The 21879-nt window shown below is 60.0% G+C and carries 24 protein-coding genes and 1 pseudogene; 14 read left to right on the plus strand and 11 right to left on the minus strand.

The annotated features are described in order from the left end of the window. Window positions 1-114: 114 nt before the first annotated feature. The 6 genes from P3R82_RS05460 to P3R82_RS05485 all read left to right on the plus strand — a co-directional run bounded on the left by P3R82_RS05460 (window position 115) and on the right by P3R82_RS05485 (window position 3147). A complete protein-coding gene (locus P3R82_RS05460) occupies window positions 115-423 on the plus strand; it encodes a putative quinol monooxygenase (RefSeq protein WP_283193320.1) in 309 nt (102 codons plus the stop codon). A gap of 86 nt (window positions 424-509) precedes the next feature. Continuing rightward, the gene (locus tag P3R82_RS05465; RefSeq protein WP_283193519.1) at window positions 510-992 is read left to right on the plus strand and encodes a VOC family protein; all 483 of its coding nucleotides are present in this window, start codon (window positions 510-512) and stop codon (window positions 990-992) included. Continuing rightward, the gene (locus P3R82_RS05470; RefSeq protein WP_283193321.1) at window positions 989-1876 is read left to right on the plus strand and encodes an NAD(P)-dependent oxidoreductase; all 888 of its coding nucleotides are present in this window, start codon (window positions 989-991) and stop codon (window positions 1874-1876) included. Before P3R82_RS05465 ends, P3R82_RS05470 begins: the two co-directional genes overlap by 4 nt. 11 nt (window positions 1877-1887) lie before the next feature. Next, window positions 1888-2175 (plus strand): YciI family protein, encoded by a 288-nt coding sequence (locus tag P3R82_RS05475; protein WP_283193322.1) that lies wholly within the window; start codon window positions 1888-1890, stop codon window positions 2173-2175. 23 nt (window positions 2176-2198) lie between these two features. Next, on the plus strand, window positions 2199-2711 hold the full coding sequence (locus P3R82_RS05480) for an Lrp/AsnC family transcriptional regulator (protein ID WP_283193323.1): 513 nt from the start codon (window positions 2199-2201) through the stop codon (window positions 2709-2711). Further along, window positions 2704-3147, plus strand: a complete 444-nt coding sequence (locus P3R82_RS05485; protein ID WP_283193324.1) for a nuclear transport factor 2 family protein — start codon at window positions 2704-2706, stop codon at window positions 3145-3147. Before P3R82_RS05480 ends, P3R82_RS05485 begins: the two co-directional genes overlap by 8 nt. Before the next feature lie 166 nt (window positions 3148-3313). On the opposite strand, the gene P3R82_RS05490 is transcribed toward P3R82_RS05485, so the two are convergent. The 5 genes and pseudogenes from P3R82_RS05490 to pcaD all read right to left on the minus strand — a co-directional run bounded on the left by P3R82_RS05490 (window position 3314) and on the right by pcaD (window position 7005). Further along, window positions 3314-4399, minus strand: a complete 1086-nt coding sequence (locus P3R82_RS05490; protein ID WP_283193325.1) for a 3-carboxy-cis,cis-muconate cycloisomerase — start codon at window positions 4397-4399, stop codon at window positions 3314-3316. Between the two features lie 18 nt (window positions 4400-4417). Next, window positions 4418-5038, minus strand: a complete 621-nt coding sequence (pcaG, locus tag P3R82_RS05495; protein ID WP_283193326.1) for a protocatechuate 3,4-dioxygenase subunit alpha — start codon at window positions 5036-5038, stop codon at window positions 4418-4420. A 1-nt stretch (window position 5039) separates the two neighbouring features. Then, window positions 5040-5780: a protocatechuate 3,4-dioxygenase subunit beta gene (gene pcaH / locus P3R82_RS05500; protein WP_283193327.1), complete on the minus strand. Its 741-nt coding sequence runs from the start codon at window positions 5778-5780 to the stop codon at window positions 5040-5042. A gap of 1 nt (window position 5781) precedes the next feature. Then, on the minus strand, window positions 5782-6195 hold the full coding sequence (gene pcaC, locus P3R82_RS05505; RefSeq protein WP_283193328.1) for a 4-carboxymuconolactone decarboxylase: 414 nt from the start codon (window positions 6193-6195) through the stop codon (window positions 5782-5784). Then, window positions 6195-7005, minus strand: a pseudogene (gene pcaD / locus P3R82_RS05510) (3-oxoadipate enol-lactonase). Before pcaD ends, pcaC begins: the two are co-directional and overlap by 1 nt. Before the next feature lie 96 nt (window positions 7006-7101). Between pcaD and pcaQ the strand changes: the two are divergent. Further along, window positions 7102-8010 carry a pca operon transcription factor PcaQ gene (gene pcaQ, locus P3R82_RS05515; RefSeq protein WP_283193329.1) on the plus strand — a complete coding sequence of 303 codons (909 nt, stop codon included), beginning with the start codon at window positions 7102-7104 and terminating at the stop codon, window positions 8008-8010. Between the two features lie 79 nt (window positions 8011-8089). Here pcaQ and P3R82_RS05520 read toward each other — a convergent pair whose 3' ends face one another. Further along, window positions 8090-8971, minus strand: coding sequence for a LysR family transcriptional regulator (locus tag P3R82_RS05520; protein ID WP_283193330.1), 882 nt, complete (start codon window positions 8969-8971; stop codon window positions 8090-8092). A gap of 210 nt (window positions 8972-9181) precedes the next feature. Between P3R82_RS05520 and P3R82_RS05525 the strand changes: the two genes are divergently transcribed. Genes P3R82_RS05525 through P3R82_RS05550 form a run of 6 tightly spaced genes read left to right on the plus strand, consistent with a single transcriptional unit; the run spans window position 9182 to window position 15571 of the window. Next, window positions 9182-10114, plus strand: a complete 933-nt coding sequence (locus tag P3R82_RS05525) for a TRAP transporter substrate-binding protein (protein WP_349294040.1) — start codon at window positions 9182-9184, stop codon at window positions 10112-10114. A 54-nt stretch (window positions 10115-10168) separates the two neighbouring features. Further along, window positions 10169-10636: a TRAP transporter small permease subunit gene (locus P3R82_RS05530; protein WP_283193332.1), complete on the plus strand. Its 468-nt coding sequence runs from the start codon at window positions 10169-10171 to the stop codon at window positions 10634-10636. Beyond that, window positions 10633-11919: a TRAP transporter large permease gene (locus tag P3R82_RS05535; RefSeq protein WP_283193333.1), complete on the plus strand. Its 1287-nt coding sequence runs from the start codon at window positions 10633-10635 to the stop codon at window positions 11917-11919. Before P3R82_RS05530 ends, P3R82_RS05535 begins: the two co-directional genes overlap by 4 nt. Window positions 11920-11923: 4 nt before the next feature. Further along, window positions 11924-13156, plus strand: a complete 1233-nt coding sequence (locus tag P3R82_RS05540) for an aminotransferase class III-fold pyridoxal phosphate-dependent enzyme (protein WP_283193334.1) — start codon at window positions 11924-11926, stop codon at window positions 13154-13156. Between the two features lie 52 nt (window positions 13157-13208). Continuing rightward, entirely contained in the window at window positions 13209-13661 is a 453-nt protein-coding gene (gene aroQ / locus P3R82_RS05545; protein ID WP_283193335.1) for a type II 3-dehydroquinate dehydratase, read from the plus strand. Beyond that, window positions 13658-15571 (plus strand): sugar phosphate isomerase/epimerase and 4-hydroxyphenylpyruvate domain-containing protein, encoded by a 1914-nt coding sequence (locus tag P3R82_RS05550; protein ID WP_283193336.1) that lies wholly within the window; start codon window positions 13658-13660, stop codon window positions 15569-15571. The genes aroQ and P3R82_RS05550 overlap by 4 nt, the downstream gene beginning before the upstream one ends. 113 nt (window positions 15572-15684) lie before the next feature. Here the strand turns inward: P3R82_RS05550 and P3R82_RS05555 are convergent, their stop codons facing one another. The 5 genes from P3R82_RS05555 to P3R82_RS05575 form a co-directional block, all read right to left on the minus strand. Next, window positions 15685-16872, minus strand: a complete 1188-nt coding sequence (locus P3R82_RS05555; RefSeq protein ID WP_283193337.1) for an alpha-hydroxy acid oxidase — start codon at window positions 16870-16872, stop codon at window positions 15685-15687. Window positions 16873-16967: 95 nt separating this feature from the next. Beyond that, window positions 16968-18476 (minus strand): tripartite tricarboxylate transporter permease, encoded by a 1509-nt coding sequence (locus tag P3R82_RS05560; RefSeq protein WP_183898617.1) that lies wholly within the window; start codon window positions 18474-18476, stop codon window positions 16968-16970. Between the two features lie 21 nt (window positions 18477-18497). Then, window positions 18498-18956: a tripartite tricarboxylate transporter TctB family protein gene (locus P3R82_RS05565; RefSeq protein WP_283193338.1), complete on the minus strand. Its 459-nt coding sequence runs from the start codon at window positions 18954-18956 to the stop codon at window positions 18498-18500. Continuing rightward, a complete protein-coding gene (locus tag P3R82_RS05570) occupies window positions 18956-19915 on the minus strand; it encodes a tripartite tricarboxylate transporter substrate binding protein (RefSeq protein ID WP_183898619.1) in 960 nt (319 codons plus the stop codon). Before P3R82_RS05570 ends, P3R82_RS05565 begins: the two co-directional genes overlap by 1 nt. Before the next feature lie 40 nt (window positions 19916-19955). Continuing rightward, entirely contained in the window at window positions 19956-20654 is a 699-nt protein-coding gene (locus P3R82_RS05575; protein ID WP_283193339.1) for an IclR family transcriptional regulator, read from the minus strand. Window positions 20655-20792: 138 nt separating this feature from the next. Here P3R82_RS05575 and P3R82_RS05580 point away from each other — a divergent pair, with 138 nt between their 5' ends. Continuing rightward, window positions 20793-21794: a hydroxyacid dehydrogenase gene (locus tag P3R82_RS05580; protein WP_283193340.1), complete on the plus strand. Its 1002-nt coding sequence runs from the start codon at window positions 20793-20795 to the stop codon at window positions 21792-21794. The last annotated feature ends 85 nt before the right edge of the window (window positions 21795-21879 follow it).

Consider the following 21879-nt stretch of genomic DNA (forward strand, 5'->3'; position numbering starts at 1 on the left):
TTCGCCGGCACCGCCCATCCAACTGCATCGACAATGTTTCCGCCGACCCGAGCGGCCGGCGGCCAGGACTCCCTGTGCCCGAAACGGGCTGAAATGCAACCAAAGGAGGAACTCATGCTTACACTCATCGCCCATCTTCACGCCAAGCCCGAAAAAGCTGCGGAGCTTGAAGAAGTGCTTCACGCCTTCGCCGCGCCTACCCGCCAGGAGGCGGGCTGCGTTGACTATCATTTCCATCGATCTTCGGACGATCGGCTTCATTTCATGTTCTACGAGAACTGGAAGGACCGGAAGGCTTTCGAGGAACATCTGGAAACGCCGCATCTCAAGGGATTTTGGGAAAACCGCCTCTCCTACCTGACCAAGGATGCCGACATCACCTTCTACGACATGGAAAGCGCCCATCCATCGGGCGTCAAGTGATCACTCAGGCAGGCGCTTCACGCGCCTGCCCTTCATGTTCGAAGGGAGGTAGAGAAATGAAACAGGGCTTACCCGGCAGGCGTGGAATGGACCATATCGGTGTAACGGTGCCCGATATCGAGCAGGCGACCGATTTCTTCGCCGGCATGCTCGGCTGCAAGGTTCTGTATGATGTCGGTCCCTTCATTGCGGATGACGACTGGATGCAGGACTATCTTCTCGTTCACCCGCGCAGCGTCATTCGAAAATTGCGGATGCTCGATACCGGTAACGGCACGATGATCGAACTTTTCGAGTATCAGGCGCCCGATCAGAAGACGCATATCCCCGCCAACTCCGACTTCGGCGCAAGTCACATCGGTTTGTATGTCGAAGATATGGATGCCGCCGTGCGCTATCTTCGCGACCATTCCGTGAAGGTTTTGAAGGGACCTGTGACAATGACCGAAGGCCCTTCCGCCGGCCTGACCTGGATCTATTTTCTTGCTCCGTGGGGCATGCAACTCGAGTTGGTCAGCTATCCGAATGGCCTGGCTTGCGACAAAACCGTCGAAGGAGCATCGCTATGACCGTGTCCTGGATCGGACTTGGCAAGCTCGGGTTGCCGATGGCAGGCCGGCTTGTGGCGGGTGGATTTGCGGTGGTGGCTTATGACCGTTCGCCCGAGCGCCTTGCCTTGGCAAAGCAGCGATCCGTCAAGATCGGCACGGATTTCGCGCAGGAAGCGGCCGGGAGCCGCTTCGTCGTCAGTTCCCTGCCCGACGATGGGGCCCTACAGGCCGTCTTTGGTGACGGCGGCATGCTGGGCAGCATGGCGAAAGGAAGTACGCTGATCGAGACGAGCACGGTCAGCCCGGCCGCGTCCGCAGCCTTGGCAAGTCTGTGCGAGCAACAGGGGATCGCCTATCTCCGTTGCCCTCTTTCCGGCGGCCCAACCCTTGCGGAAGCCGGCACGCTGACGGCACTCGCCTCCGGCCCGAGGGTGGCCTTCGATGAAGCGCTGCCGTTGCTCGCCTGCTTTTCCAAGGCACAACGCTATCTCGGACACGCCGACGAGGCGCGCTATGCCAAGCTTGCGCTCAATCTGATGGTTGCGACAACGGCGGGTATGATGGCGGAATCGCTTTCGCTCGCGCGTGCGGGCAATATCGGCTGGAACGACATGCTTGATCTGCTCGATGAAAGTGCGGTCGCCTCGCCGGTTGTGCGCTACAAGGTTTCGCCACTCAAGCAACGCGACTTTTCCTCGACATTCTCCGGCAAGCAGATGCTCAAGGACCTCGAGCTGGTTGTGGGTGCCGCGGAAGCGTCGAACGTGGTCACCCCGATTGCAAGGCTCGTGCGGTCTTCATTCTCCGCCCTGGTCGAAGAGGGGCTCGGCGACGAGGATTTCATCGCGATCGTCAAGTCGATCGAACGGCGCTCGGGTCTTGCTGAACCGGCTCGGGTCTAAGGAGAAAATCAATGCTCTACGTTATCCACGCCCTCGATCACGAAGGCAGCCTTGACAACCGCCTCGCTCATTATGACGCGCATAAGGCATTTCTGGCGGATACATCGGGGTTCGGCGTGAAGATCGTCATGTCGGGCCCTTTGATCGATGACGTAAGCGAGACTATGATCGGGAGTCTCTTTGTCGTCGAGGCGGCTTCAAAAGATGCGGTCGAAAGTTTCAATCGAGCTGATCCCTTCCACAAAGCCGGTATTTGGTGCTCGACAAGCATTACCGGGTTCGTCAAACGACAGGGATGAACCCAACCATGAGGAAAAGACGAGTGAGCCAGAACGATAAGGACGATCCCGCGGAAGTCGAGGGCGCACGGGTGATCATCGACGATGTCGATGCGAAACTCATCAATATATTGCGACGCGATGGCAGGCTGCAGAACACCGACGTCGCGCGCCAGCTGGACATTTCCGAAGCGACCGTTCGCAAGAGACTGGCGAGGCTGCAGAACAGCAAGGCAATCCGGTTCGGCGCCTGGATCAACCCGCTGATGGCGGGCTACGATCACTATCTGAATTTCGATATCATCGTGAAGTCCGGCCATCTCGAGGAAATGGCCGAGCAGCTGAACGACATGGAGCAGATGATCTTTGTCGGCGTCTGTATCGGAACCTTCGACATCCGCGCGGCGGGAGTGGCCCGTACCAGGGTCGATGCCTACGAGTTGATCCGGCGCATACATTCGTTGCCGGGATGTCAGCAAATGTCGACCACGAGCATTACGAGGATATTGAAGCGCAGCAACGACTTCGAAATCTTCCCGAACAAGAACAATGATTGAAGATCCCATCATCGAGACAGAGAAAGTCAAAAGCCTGTCCCATCGCTATGCAGTAGCGTTGGACACGGGCAATGACGCTATGTGGCGGGATTTGTTTTGCGATGAAATGATCCTGACGAGTGGCGCCGCACCGCCAAGATCGCTGGGCGAGGTTCTCAGAATGCCTGCCGTACAACTGGCGCGGTATTCGAAAACACAGCATCTCGTTTCAACGCAGCTTGTCGAGCTCAATGGAAATTCGGCCACCGGAACGGTGTATTGCACCGCCCATCATTTTCTGAACGTGAGCCACATCGGCGACAGGTACCAGTCCGGGGCATGTCACACCTTTCAGATCGTTTATGACGACAGCTATCTGCGGATTGATGGTGTGTGGAAATTTTCTCGACGGCAGGTGGACGTCATCGCGCGATCAATCTGGCCTACGCAGAACTGAACGCGGGAAGCCACTTCGGATGCGGTCCATTTTCCGGTCGGCAATTGACAGTTTACTTCGCGGTATGGCCGAACTTGGGGGTGCATACAGTATCTACAGCTTGCCACGAGCAAGCGACGATGAACGTGGTGGCCGACCGGCCACGCAGGAATCCGTCGTCGCGGCGCTAGATACCGCTGTCGTCGATCAAGCCCCCGGAACCTCGGCCAATCATCTGAATTTGTCCGAGGAGACGGTCCGCCGTCAGTAGCGCCACGCCCGTGGCTGAAACCATCGGCGGCAAGACAAGCCACTCCAAAACCCACGCTGAGCCGGAGCGCTCCTGTTCGTGCACCAACGAATGATGGATGGCTGATATCTGGGCGGCATTGAACCGCGCAAGCGTCACCAGGAGTTCGGCTGCCACGGGGTTCTGCTTGTGCGGCATCGCCGAGGACCCACCCCCGCCCGCCAGCACGATCTCGCCGCCGACTTCGGCCATAAGCGCGATATCCTGCCCGAACTTTCCAAGGGTCCCTGTGATCAGAGAGAGCACTCCGGCGAACTCGGCGAGCAAATCTCGCTGATTGTGCCACTGCGGCAGGTCAACGAGATCGAGACGTGTGGCAAGCGCGGCCCGCACGGCCGAACCCTTGTCGCCAAGTTTTTCGAGAGTTCCGGCCGCACCACCGAACTGAATTGCAAAATTCGCTTCCAAAAGTACCGAGAGCCGAGACAGGTCTCTTTCCAAAGGCGCTTGCCAGGTCATGATCCGATCGGCGGCGCCGATCGGGATCGCTGCCTGCATGCGGGTGTAACCCATAAGCGAGCGGTGACCGTCGCGTTGGACAAGTGCGGAGAGGCTGTCGGCAACTGCCGCAAGCCGTCTGACGAGAACGTTGGCGGCTGCCTTCAGCCTTAGCATCAAGCTGCTGTCGATGACGTCCTGACTGGTGGCGCCGAAATGAACCTTGGCGTCGCTTGGCTGGCCGACGGTTGCTCGCAACTGCCTTACCAATTCCGGAACGACAACACCGTCGATCCCAAGAGCCGCCCGAAGAGCGGAAAGATCCAGCCGGAATTTCGCAATCGCCGATGCGATGTTCTCGGCGTCCTGGTTCGATATCACGCCGCATTCGGCTTGCGCCTGCGCAAGAGCAAGCTCGAAGCGCAGCATGGCGGCAATATCCGCCTCGCTGTCAAACAAGGCTGCAAGCTCCCCGTCACCGAGCAGGCCCGACAGGATCGGGTGTTCAAATGCGCATACACTCATGATTTCGCTGGCAATCCTCTAGATGTCGAAAAAGACGGTTTCCTTATCGCCCTGGAGATGGATGTCGAAGCGATAGGTGCTGTCGCCTTCCTTCTTGCCGATCAGCGTAGAAATGCGGGCCTTGTGTTCAATGCGGGCAAGCACCGGGTCCTGTGCATTCGCGGCCTCATCGTCGGAGAAGTACATGCGCGTCTGCAAGCCGATGTTGATGCCGCGTGCAACGATCCAGAAGGTGACATGAGGCGCCATCCAGCGGCCATCTCTGAACGGCACGCTGCCGGGTTTGATCGTCTCGAAAACGAACTCGCCAGTCTCCATGTCGCCCGGCGAGCGGCCCCAACCAAGGAAGGTGGGGTCGGCAGTTCCGCGCGTCTCGCCGGGGCTGTTGTAAAGACCGGCAGCGTCCGCCTGCCAGATCTCGATCAGCGCATCCTTCAGCGCATTTTCGCCACCATCATAGACAGTCCCTCGGATGGTGATGCGCGTGCCCTGCGTCTGCTCGTCATAGAGCGCACCGGAACCAAGATCCTTCTCGAATACCCCCTTTATGCCCGCGAAGTTCGGCGTGCAGCCAATGTGGACATAGGGGCCGGCCGTCTGCGAAGCGCTTTCCTTGAGGTAGGACAGTGATTGAACCATCTCAGTTGCCCTCCGGGCGGTTCTCGAAGAAAGTCGAGCGGCGACCGCGCAAGACGATGTCGAACCTGTAGGCACGCATGTCCATCGGGATCGTGGCATTCATGTCAAGCGGAGCGATCAGCTGCCGGATCGCGCTCTCGTCGGGGATGGTTTTGACGATGGGACAGTTCCAGATCATCGGGTCCCCTTCGAAATACATCTGAGTAATCAGGCGTTGGGCAAAGCCATGTCCGAAAACCGAGAAATGAATATGTGCGGGCCGCCAGTCGTTTACACCGTTCGGCCAGGGATAGGCGCCCGGCTGGATGGTCTTGAACCAGTAGTAGCCGTTCTCGTCGGTGATGGTACGGCCGACGCCGCCGAAATTCGGATCGATGGCGGCGAGGTAGGTTTCCTTTTTGTGGCGGTAGCGCCCGCCGGCATTTGCCTGCCAGAACTCCAAGAGCGCGCCAGCCACGCCGAGGCCGCGCTCATCGAGAACCCGGCCATGCACCAGGATGCGCGGACCAATCGGCATTTCGCCGGGGCGGGCGTAGTTGAGGATGAGATCGTTGTCGAGCGCATTCAGCATTCCGTGGCCGAAGACCGGTCCGGTGATCTCGCTCTTCGTTCCATCCAGCGAGATCAGCGCCCGCTGGGGCGACCGCAGAATGCTCGTTTTATACCACGGAGTATGGGCTGGCGGCTGTGTCGCCCGGTCGCGCGCGAAGAATGGCCCAGTTTCCGGTGGATGATCAGCCATGTCAGCTCCTGTTCTCGTCTTTGCCGTCACTCATGTCGGCGAGCGTCCGCTTTGTGATCTTGAATGCATGATTGGCCGCCGGTACGCCGGCATAGATGGCGACATGCATCAGCGCCTCACGGATATCATCCTTCGTTGCGCCGGTGTTGGTTGTCGCGCGAACGTGCATCGCCAGCTCTTCGTCCTGGCCGAGAGCCGCCAGAAGCGCAATGGTGACAATGGACCGCTCCCGTTTCGTCAACTGCGTGCTCGACCATACGGTTCCCCATGCGCTCTCGGTTATCAGCGTCTGGAACGCCTGGTCGAAGTCGTCCGCCTGGGCCGTTGCGCGGTCCACATGCGCATCACCCAGAACAGAGCGGCGCGTCGCCATGCCCAGGCTGTAGCGATCGGCTTGGTTGCCACCGTGTGTCATCAATTGAGCTCCGACAAATTATTGAGAAAGGCACTCACGGTAGCGGCGTAGAGCGCGGGTTGTTCGACGCAGGGAATATGGCCGCAATCCGGAGATTTCCGCATAGCGGGAATGAGGGATCAGGTTCGCGCACTCCTGGACAAGTGGCGGTGGAGTTGCGCCGTCCTGGTCGCCCGCGACACAGAGCGTTGGGACGGCGATGCGGGCAGACACATCGCTGAAATCCGCATCGCGAATTGCTTCACATGTTCCGCAGTAACCATCGACCGGTTGACGGGCGAGCATGGCGCGGCATCCCAGAAAAAGGGCGTTGTCCGGCCGGCGAAACGCGGGCGTAAACCAGCGCTCCATGACCGGATCGACCAGCGCCGCCAGGCCGCCGCCGCGAGCAATATCGATACGCGCGTTCCAGGTCTCGGCGGTGCCGATCTTGTGTGCCGTATTCGATAACACCAGCGCCCGCACGAGATCTGGTCGCTTCGCATAAACCGACTGGGCAATGAGGCCGCCGACAGACAAGCCCCAGATCATCAAGTCGCCGAGTTCCAGATGATCGAGCAGCCTTATCAAGTCCTCCGCATGACTTTCTATCGAGTATGGCGTTGTGCCGACCCCCGACAATCCCTGTCCGCGTTGGTCGTAAAGCACGTAGCCAAACTCATCGCCCATGGCCGCAATGACCTCGTCCCAAATCCGGAAGTCCGTGCCGAGCGAATTGCAGAACACGATAATGGGTCTGTCTTGCGCGCGGGTTGGCAGGTTCTGAATTCGGAAATGCAGCGAAATGTCGTCGACAGCCAGAAAATCCATTCGCGCCTCCATGCCTAAGCACCGTTATTGCAAATGAGATGTGGTTAAGTAAAATGACAAAATGGCCGATATAAATAACCCATTGGTTATGAAAGCATGATCAAGTCCCGTGTTAAGATCCGGCAGTTGCACGCCTTCGTTGAGGTTGCGCGTCTCAGAAGCGTCAAAATGGCCGCCGAAGCTCTCAACATCAGCCAGCCGGCTGTGACCAAGACAATCCGCGAACTTGAGGACGTCTTGCAGATTCCCCTTTTCGAGCGTGATGGGCGCGGCATTCGGCCGACGACACAAGGCGAGGTTTTTCTCAGGCACGCCGGGGCAACGCTCACCGCTCTGCGACAGGCACTGGATGCCGTTTCTCCGGATTTCGAACAGGCCGGGCCGCCATTGCGTGTTGGCGCGCTACCGACCGTATCGGCTCGGGTGATGCCCAAGGCCATGTCGCGTTTCCTTGCCGAAGATACGCGAACCCCCGTGAAAATCGTGACCGGGGAAAATTCCGTGCTCCTGGAGCAATTGAAGATCGGCGAGTTGGATCTCGTCGTTGGGCGGCTCGCGTCCGCGGAGAAGATGACCGGTCTATCGTTCGAACATCTTTATTCCGAGCAAGTCCTTTTTGTCGTGCGCGCCGGACACCCGCTTCTCGCCCCTGGAGCGAACGTATTTGCCGGTCTATCGACATTTGCGATGCTCATGCCAACTCGCGATTCAGTCATTCGGCCGATCGTCGAGCAGTTTCTGATCGCCAACGGGATCTCTCTCTCAACGAGGCAGGTTGAGACGGTGTCGGACGCTTTCGGTCGTTCGTTCCTTCGGGCAACCGATGCCGTGTGGATTATCTCGGAGGGAGTGGTCGCCGGGGATATTGCCGACGGACTTCTCGCAGCTCTTCCAATCGACACTGGCGACACGCGCGGCCCGGTAGGCCTCACCGTGAGAGCGGGTGCAATGTCCTCCTTGCCAATGGACCTGCTTCTGCGGGCAATAAGATCGGCGGTGCAGTAACGGATGCCGCCGTCGTCGCGATATAGGCGTGCGACGCCGGTCGCGGCTTGACGTCATCGACCGAGATCGACACGGAAGATCACACGGCTTGAGCTACATGAAGCTGCTGGTAGGGCGACTGAAATTCAGATCTGAGGAATGACGCAAGCTGTCGAACCGGCAGGCGTGGATGCATCGGCAAGATCATTGCGAGCCGAAGAAGCGGCAAGGCGGGAAGTCCGTCACTTTCGTCAAGACGACGCCAATCCTCCGGGACGGCGCTTTCGGGCAGAACGGTCAACACGTCACCGGATGCCACCGCCAGTTTGATGCCCGCTATGTCCGACGACGAGTAGACGACCCTCCAGGTCCTCGCAACCTTGTCGAGCGCCGAAAGAATGTGAGGACGTGCGCGGCAACCCTCGGGAAACAGCGCCAGATGCAGGTTGGTTGCGGTCTCGGGTGAACGCGAAGGCGCGCAACACCAGATCTGGCGCTCCTCGCGGATAACCTCGCCTTTCGCTTCGGACAGGCCTTGGGTCACGATTGCGATGTCCAGATCCCGCGTATCCACCATCTGCTCCAATCGATGGGAGAAATCGTGCCTAAGGTCCAGACTGACGTTGGGGTGGCGCGGAACAAAGCGATCGAGAAGCGCTCTGCCGAAAAGTGTCAGGTAGTCATCCGGCATTCCGAGCCGCACCCGGCTCTCGCTACGCCCTTCCAGCAGCATTGCCAGGGCTTCGTCCTCTATCGCTCTGATCCGACGCGCATATTCCAGCAAACGGTCTCCGGTTGGGGTGAGGGAGACGCGCCTATGCGCTCGATCGAACAGACGAAGGTCCAGTTTCTCTTCCCATTTGGCGATGGCCATGCTGACCGCTGCCTGCGTTCGTCCCAGCCTCTCAGCTGCCGCGGTAAAGCTGCCGGTTTCCGCCACGGCCAAAAAAGCGGCCAAAGCATCGCTATCGAGATTTCTCATGTCACCACGCCATGTTTGCCCCGTGACTATACGCGCCGCGGGCATTTTGTGAAAGATCAGTGACGCTTATGCATCGATAAGAAATCTCTCCTTTCGTCCGACGATCATCCGATTATGTTTCTAGAGGTCTACCGACACCAAAAACAGGGGAACAACGTGAAACTCGGATTCACTTCTACAATTGTCGCAGCACTTCTGGCCGGCTCGGCCATGTGCGCGTTCGCTACCACCGCTGCCGCTGAGACCACGCTTCGTCTTGCGCACGCTTCTTCGCCGGAAAGCTTGATCAACAAGGCCGTCGAGAAGTTCGCCGCCGAGGTCAAGGAGGAGAGCAAGGGATCCGTCGTGGTCCAGATCTTCCCGAATGGTCAGCTCGGCGACGAAGGGCCGATCGCCGATGGCGTCGGAGCCGGCGCCATTGATATCGGCCTGGGCGGTTCGATCGATGCAATCGATCCTCGGCTCAACGTTTTGTCGCTCCCATTTCTCTTCAAGGACGCGGCGAACGTTCACAAGTTTCTGGACAGCGAGCAAGGCCAGACCGTCCAGGGTTTTGGTGCGGATCGTGGCTATATGATCCTCGGAGCCCTGGATTCGGGCTTCCGCCAGTTCGCGACCAGCAAGCCCATCGAAAAGCCGGCCGATCTCGCCGGCGTCAAAATTCGCACGCCTCCGAACCCGGTAATTCTCGCAACGATGAAGCAGTTCGGTGCGCTGGCCGAGTCCATTCCATTCGGTCAGGTCTATACCGCGCTCCAGTCGCATGTCGTCGCGGCTGTCGAGCCGGAAATGCGCGATTACTACGATTCCAAGTGGTATGAAGTCGCAAAGCAGCTCACCATCTCCAACTACATTTGGACCGCCAACTGGTGGTTCATGAACAAGGATCGGTTCGATCAGCTGGCGCCGGAAGAACAGGCGGCGATCCGCAAGGCAGCGACCGATACGGTCGCCTGGTACAGAAGCGAACTCGACCGCGCTTACGCAGAAACCCAGAGCGCGCTGGAATCGAAGGGCGTAACCGTCACCAAGGTCGATACCGCTCCCTTCTCGGCGATGGTAAAGCCCGTATACGCCCAGTTCGCCAAGGAATGGGGCGCTGATCTGGTGTCGGCGGTCGAAAAAGCCGCGTCGGCGAACTGAGGTTGAACCCATGGAGCCGTTAGAAACGTCTGCCCCGCCGTTGCGGCGGGGCCGGTGGCGCGCGCCCTCGAGTTGTTGGGCGTCGTTTCCTTCGTTGTCATGTTCTTCTCCACACTGCTCGGCGTGATCGCACGCTACTTCGAGTTCGGTGGCGTGGAGTGGTCGTTCGAGGTGGCGGGCATCGCCTTCATCTGGATCACCTTCATTGGCCTGTTGAACGCTGAATTGCGGGGCGAGAATGTCGCCTTCGAAGCGCTCAACCACGCCGCGCCGGCTGGGTTGAAGCGCGTGTTGGATCTGATTTCCGTCTTGGCCCTTGTCACCATGGGCGCGGCGTTTCTGATCAGCGGGCTTGCCGTATGGCAGCGCTCCGCAATGGTCCCGACGGCCGTGCTGCGCATGCCGACGGGTGTGATCACCGCAACCGTTCTCGTACTCGGGATCGGCGCGTTGGTGATCGGCGCCAGAAGGCTGCTGGCTCTCACTGTCTTCGCGAAGCGACAGAAAGAGGTGCGGACATGACCGTTGCAGTTCTCATCGTTAGTTTTACCTTCCTCCTGCTCATCGGCGTCCCGATTGCATGGTGCATGGGCGTTGCCAGCCTCATCACCATCTATGCCGGCGGCCTCAACTTGCCCACGGCGTGGTTCGCGCAGCAGACGCTACGCGGCGCCGACGCGATAACTCTGGCGGCGATCCCGCTCTTCCTCTTCGCGGGCGAATTGATGAACCGCGGCGGGCTCACGGCGCGCATCATGCGTGTCGCTGAACACATATTCGGTCGAATTACCGGCGGCCTCGGGCTTGTCAACGTAGCAACTGCGCTGGTTTACGGTGGCATCAGCGGCTCGGCCACGGCCGATACCGGTGCCGTCGGCTCGATCATGATCCCCGCGATGGCACAGCGCGGCTATCCGAAGGCGTTCGCCGCCGCCGTAACCGCGGCGTCTGGAACTCTCGGGATCATCGGTCCGCAAAGCGTGATCCTCATCCTCTACGGCGTTCTCACCAACACGTCCATTGGTGGCCTCCTGGTTGCTGCTCTCGTGCCGGGCGCCTTCATTGCAGCGACGTTTATGATCACGTCGTATATCGTTGCGAAGCGGCACAATTTCCCGAGAAACGAGGTTCCCGTGGCGTGGGGCGAGATAGGCAGGGACATCGTCGGCGCCTTGCCGGCACTCCTGATGCCAGTTCTCGTCCTCGGATCGATCATCGGTGGTATCGCCACCGCGACCGAAGCGTCGGCGCTGGCAGTTGTCTACTCCTTCCTCGTCGGAATTCTCGTTTATCGCGAACTGCCGCTCCGTTCGCTTTATGCCGCCGCATCGGCGGCGGTGGCGACGACAGGCGTGATCATGATGATCATGGCGCTTGCAACGCCATTCGGCTGGATATTGACCGTAGAGCAGGTGCCCGCCAACGCCGCGGCGTGGATCACCGGATTGGACACAAGCCCGATCGTCACGATCATTCTTGTCCTTGTCCTGCTGAAGATCGTCGGCTTCTGGCTCGACCTCGGCCCCGCCCTGATCATTCTCGCGCCGATCCTCGTTCCTATCGCTCTCGCGGCGGGATTGACGCCATATCAGACGGGGATCGTGTTCACGATGACGTTGGGTATCGGTCTCTTCACCCCGCCAATCGGTACGAACATCTTCGTCGTGTGCAACGTCGCCAAACTCGACATGTGGTCGGTATCGGTTTGGCTTGTTCCCTACTGGATCGCAAGCGTCATCTGTGTCGCCGGTCTGGTTGCCTTTCCTCAGCTGACAGAATGGCTTCCGAAGCTATTTGGAGTTTAATACAATGCAACATCTTGTCTGTGGAATCTCCAGCGCGGGTCGGGTGGTGCCTGAGCTGGACGGAGAACGGTTCCTCGTCGACAAAGCCCAGGGACCTTATGTCTGGGATCAGAATGGTCGGCAGTACGTCGATACCGCTCTCGGCTTCGGCGCGACGTTTCTCGGCCACACGGACCCGCAAGTAACGGAAGCTGTGCGCGTTGCGATGGAACGCGGCTCCATGCCTGCTTATGCCCACGCACTCGAAGAGGATGCTGCCGCGACGCTGGCAGCTCACACCGGGGATCTCAGCAAGGTCATCTTCCTGAACTCCGGAAGCGAGGCGGTTCATCTGGCCTGCCGGACCGCGCGTGCGGTGACCGGCAAGAGGAAGATCGTCAAGATGGCCGCGGGATATGACGGCTGGTTCGACGACGTTGCCTTTGGCAATGCCGGCTCCCCGGAGGCTCTTATGGGGACGAACATTCGCCCGAGCAGCGGCGACACGTTGCTGCTCCGGTTCAACGATATCGCCGACGCCGAACTTCTCTTCTCCGAGTGCGACGACATCGCGGCGATTGTCCTGGAGCCGATGATGGCAAATGCGGGATGCGTCGTCGCGAAGCCGGGTTACCTGGAGCACGTCGTCTCGCTTGCGCGGCGGAACGGCGCTCTCGTCATCATGGATGAAGTTCTCATGGGCTTCCGCGTCCACGCGGGCCTTGCCTCGCACTTCCTGGGCGTGTCACCGGATCTGGCAACAGTCGGCAAGGCTATCGGCAATGGCTATGCGGTCGCCGCGCTGGTTGGACGGCCGGATATCATGTCGGCCTTTGAAGATCAGCGTGTCGGGCGCGCCGGCACCTACAACGGCAATCCCGTCGCCTGCGCTGCGGTCAAGGCATCGATGGAGATCATCGACACGATCGACTACGAGCGTCTTCGTCAATCTGGCGATGCGCTACGCGAAAGCATCCGCTCATCGTTCGCGGAAAGAGGGTTCGACGTCACGACGAGCGGGTACGGAACGGTCTTCACCCTCTGGCGCGGCGGGCAACCACCTGCCGACTACCAGGAGGCGGTTCAGAAGGCCGATCCGTCCTTCACCGCCGACATGCACATCGCTCTTCGGCGGGCAGGCGTAATGTCGATGTTCAGCACCTATGGCAGGCATTACATTTCGGCCCGCAACAGCGAGGCGGTGATGCACCAGCTCGCCGAGAGCTTCGCGGACGCGGCAAAGCAGATAGCAGCATGACAACATCGGCCGGACCAGTTCCGGCCGACTTTGCATCAAGGGAGTGAAAAAGATGCCTGTAATCTACATCCTCAACGGACCGAACCTGAACCTTTTGGGAAAACGGCAGCCGCATATTTACGGAAGCAAGACTCTCGCGGATGTCGAGGTCGAGCTCCAAGCGCTGGCGAAAGAACTCGGCTTCGAGATCCGCTTTCACCAGAGCAACAGAGAATACGAGATCATCGACTGGGTCCACGAGGCGCGAGAAGACGGCGCCGCCATCGTGATCAATCCGGCCGCGTTCACGCATACTTCCGTTGCGATCCTGGATGCCTTGAACACCTTCGAGGGCCCGGTCATCGAAATACACATTTCCAACGTGCATAAACGCGAGAGCTTCCGGCATCACTCGTTCGTCTCGCATCGCGCCGATGGGATCGTCGTTGGCATGGGGACTGACGGCTATCAGCTGGCGCTCCGCGGCGCGATCTCGAAATTCAACGCAAGTCGAGACAGCAAATGAAAACCTCGATCGCGACCGTTTCCATCAGTGGTGAATTTCCCGACAAGCTCGCGGCGATCGCCAAGGCTGGTTTCACCGGTGTCGAAATCTTCGAGAACGATTTTCTGACCTTCGATGCTTCTCCTCGAGAGGTCGCCGCGATGGTGCGCGATCATGGGCTGGAGATCACCCTCTTCCAGCCCTTTCGCGACTTTGAGGGAATGCCCGAGCCGCATCGCGCCCGCGCATTCGAGCGGGCTAAGCGCAAATTCGACGTGATGGGCGAGCTCGGCACCGACTTGATGTTGATCTGCTCGAACGTGTCGCCAATCTCTCTTGGCGGCATTGATCGTGCCGCGAAGGATTTTCGTCAGTTGGGAGAACTCGCCGCCGAGCATGGCGTTCGGGTCGGATATGAGGCGCTTGCTTGGGGGCGCCACGTCAATGATCACCGTGATGCGTGGGAGATCGTGCGAAGAGCGGATCATCCGAGTATCGGTCTGATCCTTGACAGCTTCCACACGCTCTCCCGCAAGATCGACCCGAACACGATCCGCTCGATCCCCGGCGACAAGATTTTCATCGTTCAGCTCGCCGATGCTCCGATGATCGACATGGATCTCTTGTATTGGAGCAGGCACTTCCGAAACATGCCGGGCGAAGGCGATCTGCCCGTGGTCGACTTTATGTCGGCGGTGGCTGCCACCGGTTATGACGGTCCGCTCTCCCTCGAGATTTTCAACGACCAGTTCCGCGGCGGGTCCGCCCGAGCAATCGCCGAAGACGGCCATCGCTCTCTGGTCTATCTCATGGATCAGGTCGTTCGCCAGGAACCCGACATTCGCACCGACGATCACGTCATGCCCAATCGAGTTCGGGCCGAAGGCGTCGAATTTCTCGAGTTCACCACCGATGAGACACAACAGCCCGAGCTCGAAGCAATCCTGTCAACGCTGGGCTTCAAGAAAGCCGCCAGACATCGCAACCGGTCCGTGGACCTGTTCACGCAGGCCGGAATCCGAATCGTCGTGAATACCGACGTCAGAGGAGAAACCTTCGCCAGCGCTTCGTACACCGTACACGGCACAAACGCCTATGCGTATGGAATGAAGGTCGACGATGCAAAGGCAGCCGTCGAGCGTGCCCGACTTCTCGGCGCCTCGACATTTTCCGAACCACGTCTTGATGGCGAAGTCTCGGTCCCGGCCATCCAGGGGGTCGGAAACAGCGTTATCTACTTCCTCGATGATTCCGAGGATCTGAGATCGATCTGGAAGAATGAGTTCATCCCGTTGACGTGCGATGACATCGGCATCGATGCCGGTCTCAAGCGGGTCGATCATCTCGCGCAGACCACGCGGTACGATGAAATGCTCACCTGGCTGCTGTTTTACACGTCGATCTTCGAGACCAGGCGCTCGCCCATGGTCGATGTCGTCGATCCCGGTGGGCTCATCCGGAGCCAGGCCATCGAAGCGCTGACGCAACCGGGCTTCAGGCTGACGATGAACGGCGCGGACAATCGAAAGACCTTTGCCGGCAAATTCCTTGCCGAGGGATTTGGAACAAGCATCCAGCACATCGCCTTCGCGACGGACGATATCTTCGCGACGGCCCGCATGCTCGCCGATCGCGGATTTCAGCCGCTTCCCATCTCGCGCAACTACTACGACGACCTGGAAGCGCGGCTTGGTATCACTCCCGAATTTTCAGATGCACTTCGAGCCTCCGGAATACTCTACGACCGAGACGACAACGGCGAATACTTCCAGATCTACAGCCGGACATTCGGCGAAGGCTTCTTCTTCGAAATCATCGAACGGCGAGGTGCTTACGCCGGCTATGGGGCAATGAACGCTCCATTCCGAATTGCGGCGCAGAGACGACTTTCGCGTCCCGAAGGGATCCCGACGGACCAGGCTGACGGCTGATAGGTCGAGCCGGGGAGCATGTTGCGGTCGTGAGGCGAACAGGACGTTGTCACCGCGTCGCGGGTCGCCCGATGGGCGGCCCGCTTGCGTTTTGGCCGCCTGCCGCCTGCCTATCAGTTCGATGTGCGCAGATGATCGCCCGAGATCGCGTCCACGCTGGTGACACCCAGCAAGGCCATGTTGCGGTGCAGTTCCGATTGGATGATGTCGATGGCGCGGTTGATTCCGGGGATGCCGGCGACCGCGGCGGCATAGAGGAAAGGTCTGCCGATGAAAGCGAATTTCGCACCCAGCGCGAGCGCCTTCATGATATCCGTGCCGCGCCGAAATCCACCATCGATCATGACGGGCGCGGCGCCGTTCAGGCGGTCTACGATTGCTGGCAGAACCTGCAATGGGGCAGCCGTTCCATCTAGCTGACGACCGCCGTGATTGGACACGATGATGCCGTTCGCGCCGATCTGGACGGCTTGAACGGCGTCATCCGGATGCATGATACCTTTCACCACGAGGTTGCCGCCCCAACGTTTGCGAATCTGTTCGAGATGCGACCAATTGAGATGATCCTTTCGGCCGAAATCACGCATCACGTTCGACGAGATGATCGGCGCTCCACGGGTGGCGAAAGAGTTTTCGAAATGGGGGATGCCGTGATTGACGATCGTGCGCAGGAACGTGCCGGCCGTCCAGCGTGGATGCGAAACGCCTTGCCAGGCGAGACGCAGGCTCGGCCGCAGCGGTGTCGAAAACCCGGCCCGGATATTGTTTTCCCTGTTGGCGAGTGCGGCGGTATCGACGGTCAGTACCAGCGTTTTGAACCCGGCAGCCGCGACGCGGTCCACGAGTGCGTCAATCCGTTCCGGCTCACCTGGCAGATAGGCCTGAAACCACGCGCCGGGAGCGGCATTGGCCACGTCCTCCATACGGATCAGCGAGGAGCCGCTCATGATCATCGGAATGCGGCTCTCAGCGGCAGCCCGTGCCAGCATGATGTCGCCACGGTAGGCCATCACCGCGCTGATGCCCATGGGCGCTATTCCAAAAGGGGCGGCGAAGCGCTCGTTCAGAAGCGTGGTCTCGGTACTGCGGCCGGAAACATCCCGCAATACCCGCGGCTGGAATGCATATGCGCCGAAAGACTTGCGGTTGTTGTCTAGTGAGGCGTTGGTCTCGCTGGCGCCGGCGATGTAACCGAATAGCGGCTTTGGCAGGTGGCGGCGCGCTGCGATCTCGAAATCATCGAGACAGAGGATACTGGAAAGACGACGCCGCGGGCGTCGCGTGGTGAGCTTGTCCGTCATGGTGCGGCTCTCGGCGGGTCATTGGAAGGTCGGTAGCCGTCGATGCGGGCCGGAGCTCGTCCGGCCCGCATCGACATGTTCACCAAAAGGTGGCGTCAGTCCTCGCTTGCCTCGAATGCCTCCTTGCGTCCCCTGCGGATCGCCGGGAGGATCAGCGTCAGGAGCATGCCGGCCGTGATCAGCAACAGGGCCGCACTGATCGGGCGCTGCACGAAGACCATCGGATCGCCCTGTGAAAGCAGGAGTGCACGCCGGAGATTGGTTTCCAGCAGCGGGCCCAGCACGAAGCCGAGCAGAAGTGGTCCCGCCTCGCATTTCGCCTTGCGCAACACATAGCCCAGCACGCCGAATAGGATGACGAGCGCCACGTCGAAACCGCGGTTGTTGATGCTGTAGACACCAATGCAGCAGAACAGCAGGATGGCGGGATAGAGCAGGCGGTAGGGTACCTTCAACAAGCGAACCCAGATGCCGATCAGCGGCAGGTTGATGATCAGCAGCATGGCGTTGCCGATCCACATCGAGGCCACCAGCCCCCAGAACAGTTCGGGCTGATTCTGGATGACCGAAGGACCGGGGGTGATGCCGTGGATCGTCATGGCGCCGAGCATCATCGCCATGATGGAGTTCGAGGGGATGCCGAGCGTCAGGAGCGGAATGAAGGACGACTGCGCGCCGGCATTGTTCGCCGATTCCGGCCCCGCGACGCCTGCGATTGCGCCATGGCCGAATTTTTCCGGTGTCTTCGAGATCTTCTTCTCGACGGAATAGGCGCTGAAGGCGCTGAGTGTGGCGCCGCCACCCGGCAGCACGCCGAGGATCGTGCCGACCGCGGTGCCGCGAAGCACGGCGGGCCAGCTTTCCTTGAATTCCTGCTTGGTCGGCCAGAGACGGCCGATGGTGCTCTGCAGAATGCCGCGGGCTTCCTTGAACTCGAGGTTGCTGGCGATTTCGGCGACACCGAACAGACCAACGGCGATGACCACGAAGTCGATGCCATCGTAAAGTTCGGTCGAGCCGAATGTCAGTCGCGTCGAGCCGCTGTTGACGTCGATACCCACCATGCCGAGAACGAGGCCGAGGCAGACCATGCCGATAGCCTTGACGACGGAGCCGTGGGCAAGAATCGTCGCGGCGAGAAGGCCGAAGATACAGAGCGCCACATATTCCGCAGGCCCGAAGGAGAGCGCGAATGACGACAAAGTCGGACCTGCGACGGCCAGGCCGATCGTCGCGACCGTGCCTGCAAAGAAGGAGCCAAGTGCGGCGATCGCAAGTGCCGCGCCCGCGCGGCCCTTTCGCGCCATCTGATAACCGTCAATCGCGGTGACCACGGCCGAGGCTTCGCCGGGCAGGTTGACCAGGATCGCCGTCGTCGATCCGCCATACTGGGCGCCGTAGAAGATGCCCGCGAGCATGATCAAGGCGCCGAGCGGCGGCAGGAAAAAGGTAACGGGCAGCAGGATCGCCACCGTCGCCGTAGGGCCAATGCCGGGGAGTACGCCGATCAGCGTTCCAAGCAGCGCCCCGATGAAGCAGAACAGCAGGTTGGTCGGTGTGAATGCTTCGGCAAAGCCCAGCATGAGGACATCGATAAATGCCATGGGAGTTCCTTCCGGTCTCGATCAGAACGGCAGGATCGGCATCTGAACGCCGAGGCCGTAGATGAAGACGAGCGCACCAAAGACTGTCAGTAGCAGCGTGGAAATCGCGATCTCACGCCAGCGTGATTCCTGATCCGCCAGGCTGCCGATCACGAGAAGCCAGATCGTCGAAACGACAAAGCCGAGCGTCTCCGCCATGAATGCGAAGCCGGCGATAGCGATGAAGAGAATGATCAGCGGCTTGATGTTTGATTCGCCGATGGGCTCATAGGCCTTGGAAAAGGCCTTGATGAGAACATATGCGCCGATGGCGATGAGCATGCCGCAGATGACGTCGGGCAGGAATCCCGGTCCCATCATCGCCGCCGAGCCGAAGCGTAGGTCGCGCCCGGCCCAAAGGCCCAGCGCTCCCAGTCCGATCATCAATGCCCCTGCCAGAATATCGGGAAGATCCCGTTTCGTGATGGAGGCGCCGGTCATCATTGCACCCAGGGTGTTTCGTTCCAGATTTTCTGGAACCGGGCCAGGCGGTCAGGCATCTCTTTTTCCCAATCCGGGCCGGACAGATAGGCGAGCGGCAGGGCAAGCTGCTTTGCCTGCTTCTGGAAGTCCGGATTGTCGAGAACCTTCTTCATGGCATCCGAGAATTTCTGGGTAATGTCATCAGGCAAGTCGCGTGGTGCGGCGATGCCGCGCTCGGATGTCATCTGGACATCGAAGCCCTGTTCCTTGGCCGTCGGGACGTCGGGCAACTGCGGCGAGCGCTCGGTACCGAAATGCGCGATCATCCGCAGGCCCGACGTATCGTTGCCTGCGAATTCGCTGATGTTCAGGCCGCCGCCGGAGACCTGCGAGCCGAGGATCGCCGTGCGGGTTTCGCCGGCACCGCTGAATGGAATGTGGGTAAAGCTCGTGCCCGTGGCCGAGCCAAGCAGGATGATGGCGAGATGGTCGTCGGTACCAATGCCGGAGGAGCCGTAGGAAACCGAACCGGGCTTGGCTTTCGAAGCCTCGACGAAATCCTTGAGCGTCTTGATCTCGGAGGCGGCCGGAACGACGATGGCTGTCGGGTCGTCGACGATGCGCACGATCGGCTTGATCGACTTCGGATCATAACCCAGCTTGCGCTGCACCTGCATCGACAGATAGCCGGGCGTGTTGATGTAGGAGAATGTGTAGCCGTCCGGCTTGGCCTTGGCGAGCGCCGTATAGGCGATCTCACCGGAAGCACCCGGACGGTTTTCGATCACGATATCGGCGCCGAGTTCCTTTTCCAGGAACGGCTCGATGGCGCGCGCCATGACATCGGTGCTGCCGCCCGGCGCGAATGCCACGATCATTTGAATCGGGCGATCGTTCGGCCACTCGGCATGGGCGTAGGACGCGGACGCGACCAAGGCCGCGGCTGCGAGAGAAAGCTTTATACTGCGGTACTCCATATCCAATCCTCCGTTGGAGATGGCGGGCCCGGTTCCCGCCTTATGGTCCGGGGTCTCCTCCCATGGCCACGGACAGCTTCCGTGCGGCCACCTGGAGAATCTCAAGATTTTTCCTGATTGCGTCGTCCGAAAAGCGATCCGGCGGGCCGGTCAGCGCCAGCGAACCGAACAGGTTCTGGCCATCACGGAAGATCGGTACGGCAAGGCTTGCAACCTGCGGATCGCGTTCGCCGGACGTGGTATGAAATCCGGCCTTGCGGATCTCGTCGTATATGCTGCCCGAGCGGCCGTTGAATGCCAGGATGACCCTTCCCGGCGCACCACGATCCAGCGGGTAGGTGCTGCCGACACGCGCCGAATGGCGGATCGACTGATGGGAATCATGTCTGAACAGGCAAACGCGTTCATCCCCCTCGCGCACGTAAACGGCCGCGCTTTCGCCGGTCCGGGTGACCAGATCGGCAAGCAGCGGTTCGATGATGTCAGAGGCGCGGAAGGTCGACTGATAGATATTGCCAAGCTTCATGAGCTTCGGGCCAAGACGCCAGCTGGCGTCCTCGTTGCGTACGAGAAGCTGGTGTTTGGCGAGGGAGCGGGCAATGCGCAGTACCGTCGATTTGTCGAGCTCGACGCGGCGCGCGAGCTCGCCGAGCGACAACGTGAAATCACGCTCGGTGAATGCTTCCAGCAAAGACGCGGCGCGCTCGACAGCGGCGACGCCGTTTGAATTTCCAGGCATGGGCTCCTCCCAAAAAAGATGTTGTTCGTTGTACTGAGTACAACATCTTTTCAATTAGTACAATACGCGATAAATGGCATTCGTCAACGGGTGACGCCCGTTCGTCAGTAAACGCTGATCTGAATGCAGGAGGAGCATATGGGCGCAGCAAGCCGATCGCCGGCGAAGCGGCAGGCCCGGGTGATGGTCACCGGGGCGGAACTCGTTGAAGAAGCGAGAGATTTTTTGATATCGCACCATGTGGACGCGATATACGCGCCGGCATATTCCTCGCCGGAACAGCTGGCGGGAATGGCGCGCGAGCATGAGGTCGATGCGATTCTCGTGCGGCAGGGCCAGATCAATCGGTCGGTGATCGACGCCTCGCCGAGGCTGAAAGTGATCGCCAAGCATGGCAGCGGCGTCGACAACATCGACCTTGCCGCCGCCACCGATCGCAAGATCCCGGTGCTGCGTGCGCTTGCCGCCAATTCCCAATCGGTGGCGGAGCTTGCGATCAGCCTGACCGTCACGCTGATGAAGGATGTCATTCCGCTTGACCACGCGGTGAAGGGTGGAAGCTGGCCGAAAACCAAGTATGTCGGTCGTGACCTTGCCGGTTCCGTATTCGGTGTGGTTGGCTTTGGGGAAATCGGCCAAAGGGCCGCGGCCCTCGCGCGCGCGCTCGGCATGCAGGTGGTCGCATACGATCCGTTTGCCGCCGATACGGGCGATACCAAGGTGAGCCGTGACCTGGAAGCTGTTCTCGGAATGGCCGATGTCGTCAGCCTGCATTGCCCGCTGACGCCGCAAACCCATCATCTGATCAATGCCGAAAGGCTGGCTTTGATGAAGCCGACAGCGTTTCTGGTGAACACCGCGCGGGGTGCTGTCATCGAGGAAAGCGCCCTGATCGAGGCCTTGAAATCGCAGCGCATTGCCGGTGCCGCGCTCGACAGTTTCGAGATCGAGCCGCCACTGGCGGACAATCCCTTGTGGTCGCTTCCCAATCTGATTGCCACGCCACATGTGGGCGCTGCCGCCCGCTCCGCACTGCGCAACATGGCAGTCTATGCGGCACAGCACATTGTCGGCGTGCTTGAAGGAAGGGACTACGACAGGCAGGCCCTCGCCAACCGGGACCTGAACACGGCGGCCTGACGGGCTGAACGATACCACTGTCTGCGCCGAGCTTTCGATTTGGCGACGGCACAGAGGCAGGAACGAGAACTCGCCGTGCACGGAT

The sequence above is a fragment of the Rhizobium sp. AN80A genome (genome assembly GCF_030053015.1).
In the GTDB taxonomy this organism is placed as follows: domain Bacteria; phylum Pseudomonadota; class Alphaproteobacteria; order Rhizobiales; family Rhizobiaceae; genus Rhizobium; species Rhizobium metallidurans.

What these genes read in the sequence shown, in the direction of transcription:
- P3R82_RS05460 (WP_283193320.1), top strand. Translation starts at nt 115, where the DNA reads ATGCTTACACTCATCGCCCATCTTCACGCCAAGCCCGAAAAAGCTGCG.
- P3R82_RS05465 (WP_283193519.1), top strand. Translation starts at nt 510, where the DNA reads ATGGACCATATCGGTGTAACGGTGCCCGATATCGAGCAGGCGACCGAT.
- P3R82_RS05470 (WP_283193321.1), top strand. Translation starts at nt 989, where the DNA reads ATGACCGTGTCCTGGATCGGACTTGGCAAGCTCGGGTTGCCGATGGCA.
- P3R82_RS05475 (WP_283193322.1), top strand. Translation starts at nt 1,888, where the DNA reads ATGCTCTACGTTATCCACGCCCTCGATCACGAAGGCAGCCTTGACAAC.
- P3R82_RS05485 (WP_283193324.1), top strand. Translation starts at nt 2,704, where the DNA reads ATGATTGAAGATCCCATCATCGAGACAGAGAAAGTCAAAAGCCTGTCC.
- P3R82_RS05490 (WP_283193325.1), bottom strand. Translation starts at nt 4,399, where the DNA reads ATGAGTGTATGCGCATTTGAACACCCGATCCTGTCGGGCCTGCTCGGT.
- pcaG (WP_283193326.1), bottom strand. Translation starts at nt 5,038, where the DNA reads ATGGTTCAATCACTGTCCTACCTCAAGGAAAGCGCTTCGCAGACGGCC.
- pcaH (WP_283193327.1), bottom strand. Translation starts at nt 5,780, where the DNA reads ATGGCTGATCATCCACCGGAAACTGGGCCATTCTTCGCGCGCGACCGG.
- pcaC (WP_283193328.1), bottom strand. Translation starts at nt 6,195, where the DNA reads ATGACACACGGTGGCAACCAAGCCGATCGCTACAGCCTGGGCATGGCG.
- pcaQ (WP_283193329.1), top strand. Translation starts at nt 7,102, where the DNA reads ATGATCAAGTCCCGTGTTAAGATCCGGCAGTTGCACGCCTTCGTTGAG.
- P3R82_RS05520 (WP_283193330.1), bottom strand. Translation starts at nt 8,971, where the DNA reads ATGAGAAATCTCGATAGCGATGCTTTGGCCGCTTTTTTGGCCGTGGCG.
- P3R82_RS05525 (WP_349294040.1), top strand. Translation starts at nt 9,182, where the DNA reads ATGTGCGCGTTCGCTACCACCGCTGCCGCTGAGACCACGCTTCGTCTT.
- P3R82_RS05535 (WP_283193333.1), top strand. Translation starts at nt 10,633, where the DNA reads ATGACCGTTGCAGTTCTCATCGTTAGTTTTACCTTCCTCCTGCTCATC.
- P3R82_RS05540 (WP_283193334.1), top strand. Translation starts at nt 11,924, where the DNA reads ATGCAACATCTTGTCTGTGGAATCTCCAGCGCGGGTCGGGTGGTGCCT.
- aroQ (WP_283193335.1), top strand. Translation starts at nt 13,209, where the DNA reads ATGCCTGTAATCTACATCCTCAACGGACCGAACCTGAACCTTTTGGGA.
- P3R82_RS05550 (WP_283193336.1), top strand. Translation starts at nt 13,658, where the DNA reads ATGAAAACCTCGATCGCGACCGTTTCCATCAGTGGTGAATTTCCCGAC.
- P3R82_RS05555 (WP_283193337.1), bottom strand. Translation starts at nt 16,872, where the DNA reads ATGACGGACAAGCTCACCACGCGACGCCCGCGGCGTCGTCTTTCCAGT.
- P3R82_RS05560 (WP_183898617.1), bottom strand. Translation starts at nt 18,476, where the DNA reads ATGGCATTTATCGATGTCCTCATGCTGGGCTTTGCCGAAGCATTCACA.
- P3R82_RS05565 (WP_283193338.1), bottom strand. Translation starts at nt 18,956, where the DNA reads ATGACCGGCGCCTCCATCACGAAACGGGATCTTCCCGATATTCTGGCA.
- P3R82_RS05570 (WP_183898619.1), bottom strand. Translation starts at nt 19,915, where the DNA reads ATGGAGTACCGCAGTATAAAGCTTTCTCTCGCAGCCGCGGCCTTGGTC.
- P3R82_RS05575 (WP_283193339.1), bottom strand. Translation starts at nt 20,654, where the DNA reads ATGCCTGGAAATTCAAACGGCGTCGCCGCTGTCGAGCGCGCCGCGTCT.
- P3R82_RS05580 (WP_283193340.1), top strand. Translation starts at nt 20,793, where the DNA reads ATGGGCGCAGCAAGCCGATCGCCGGCGAAGCGGCAGGCCCGGGTGATG.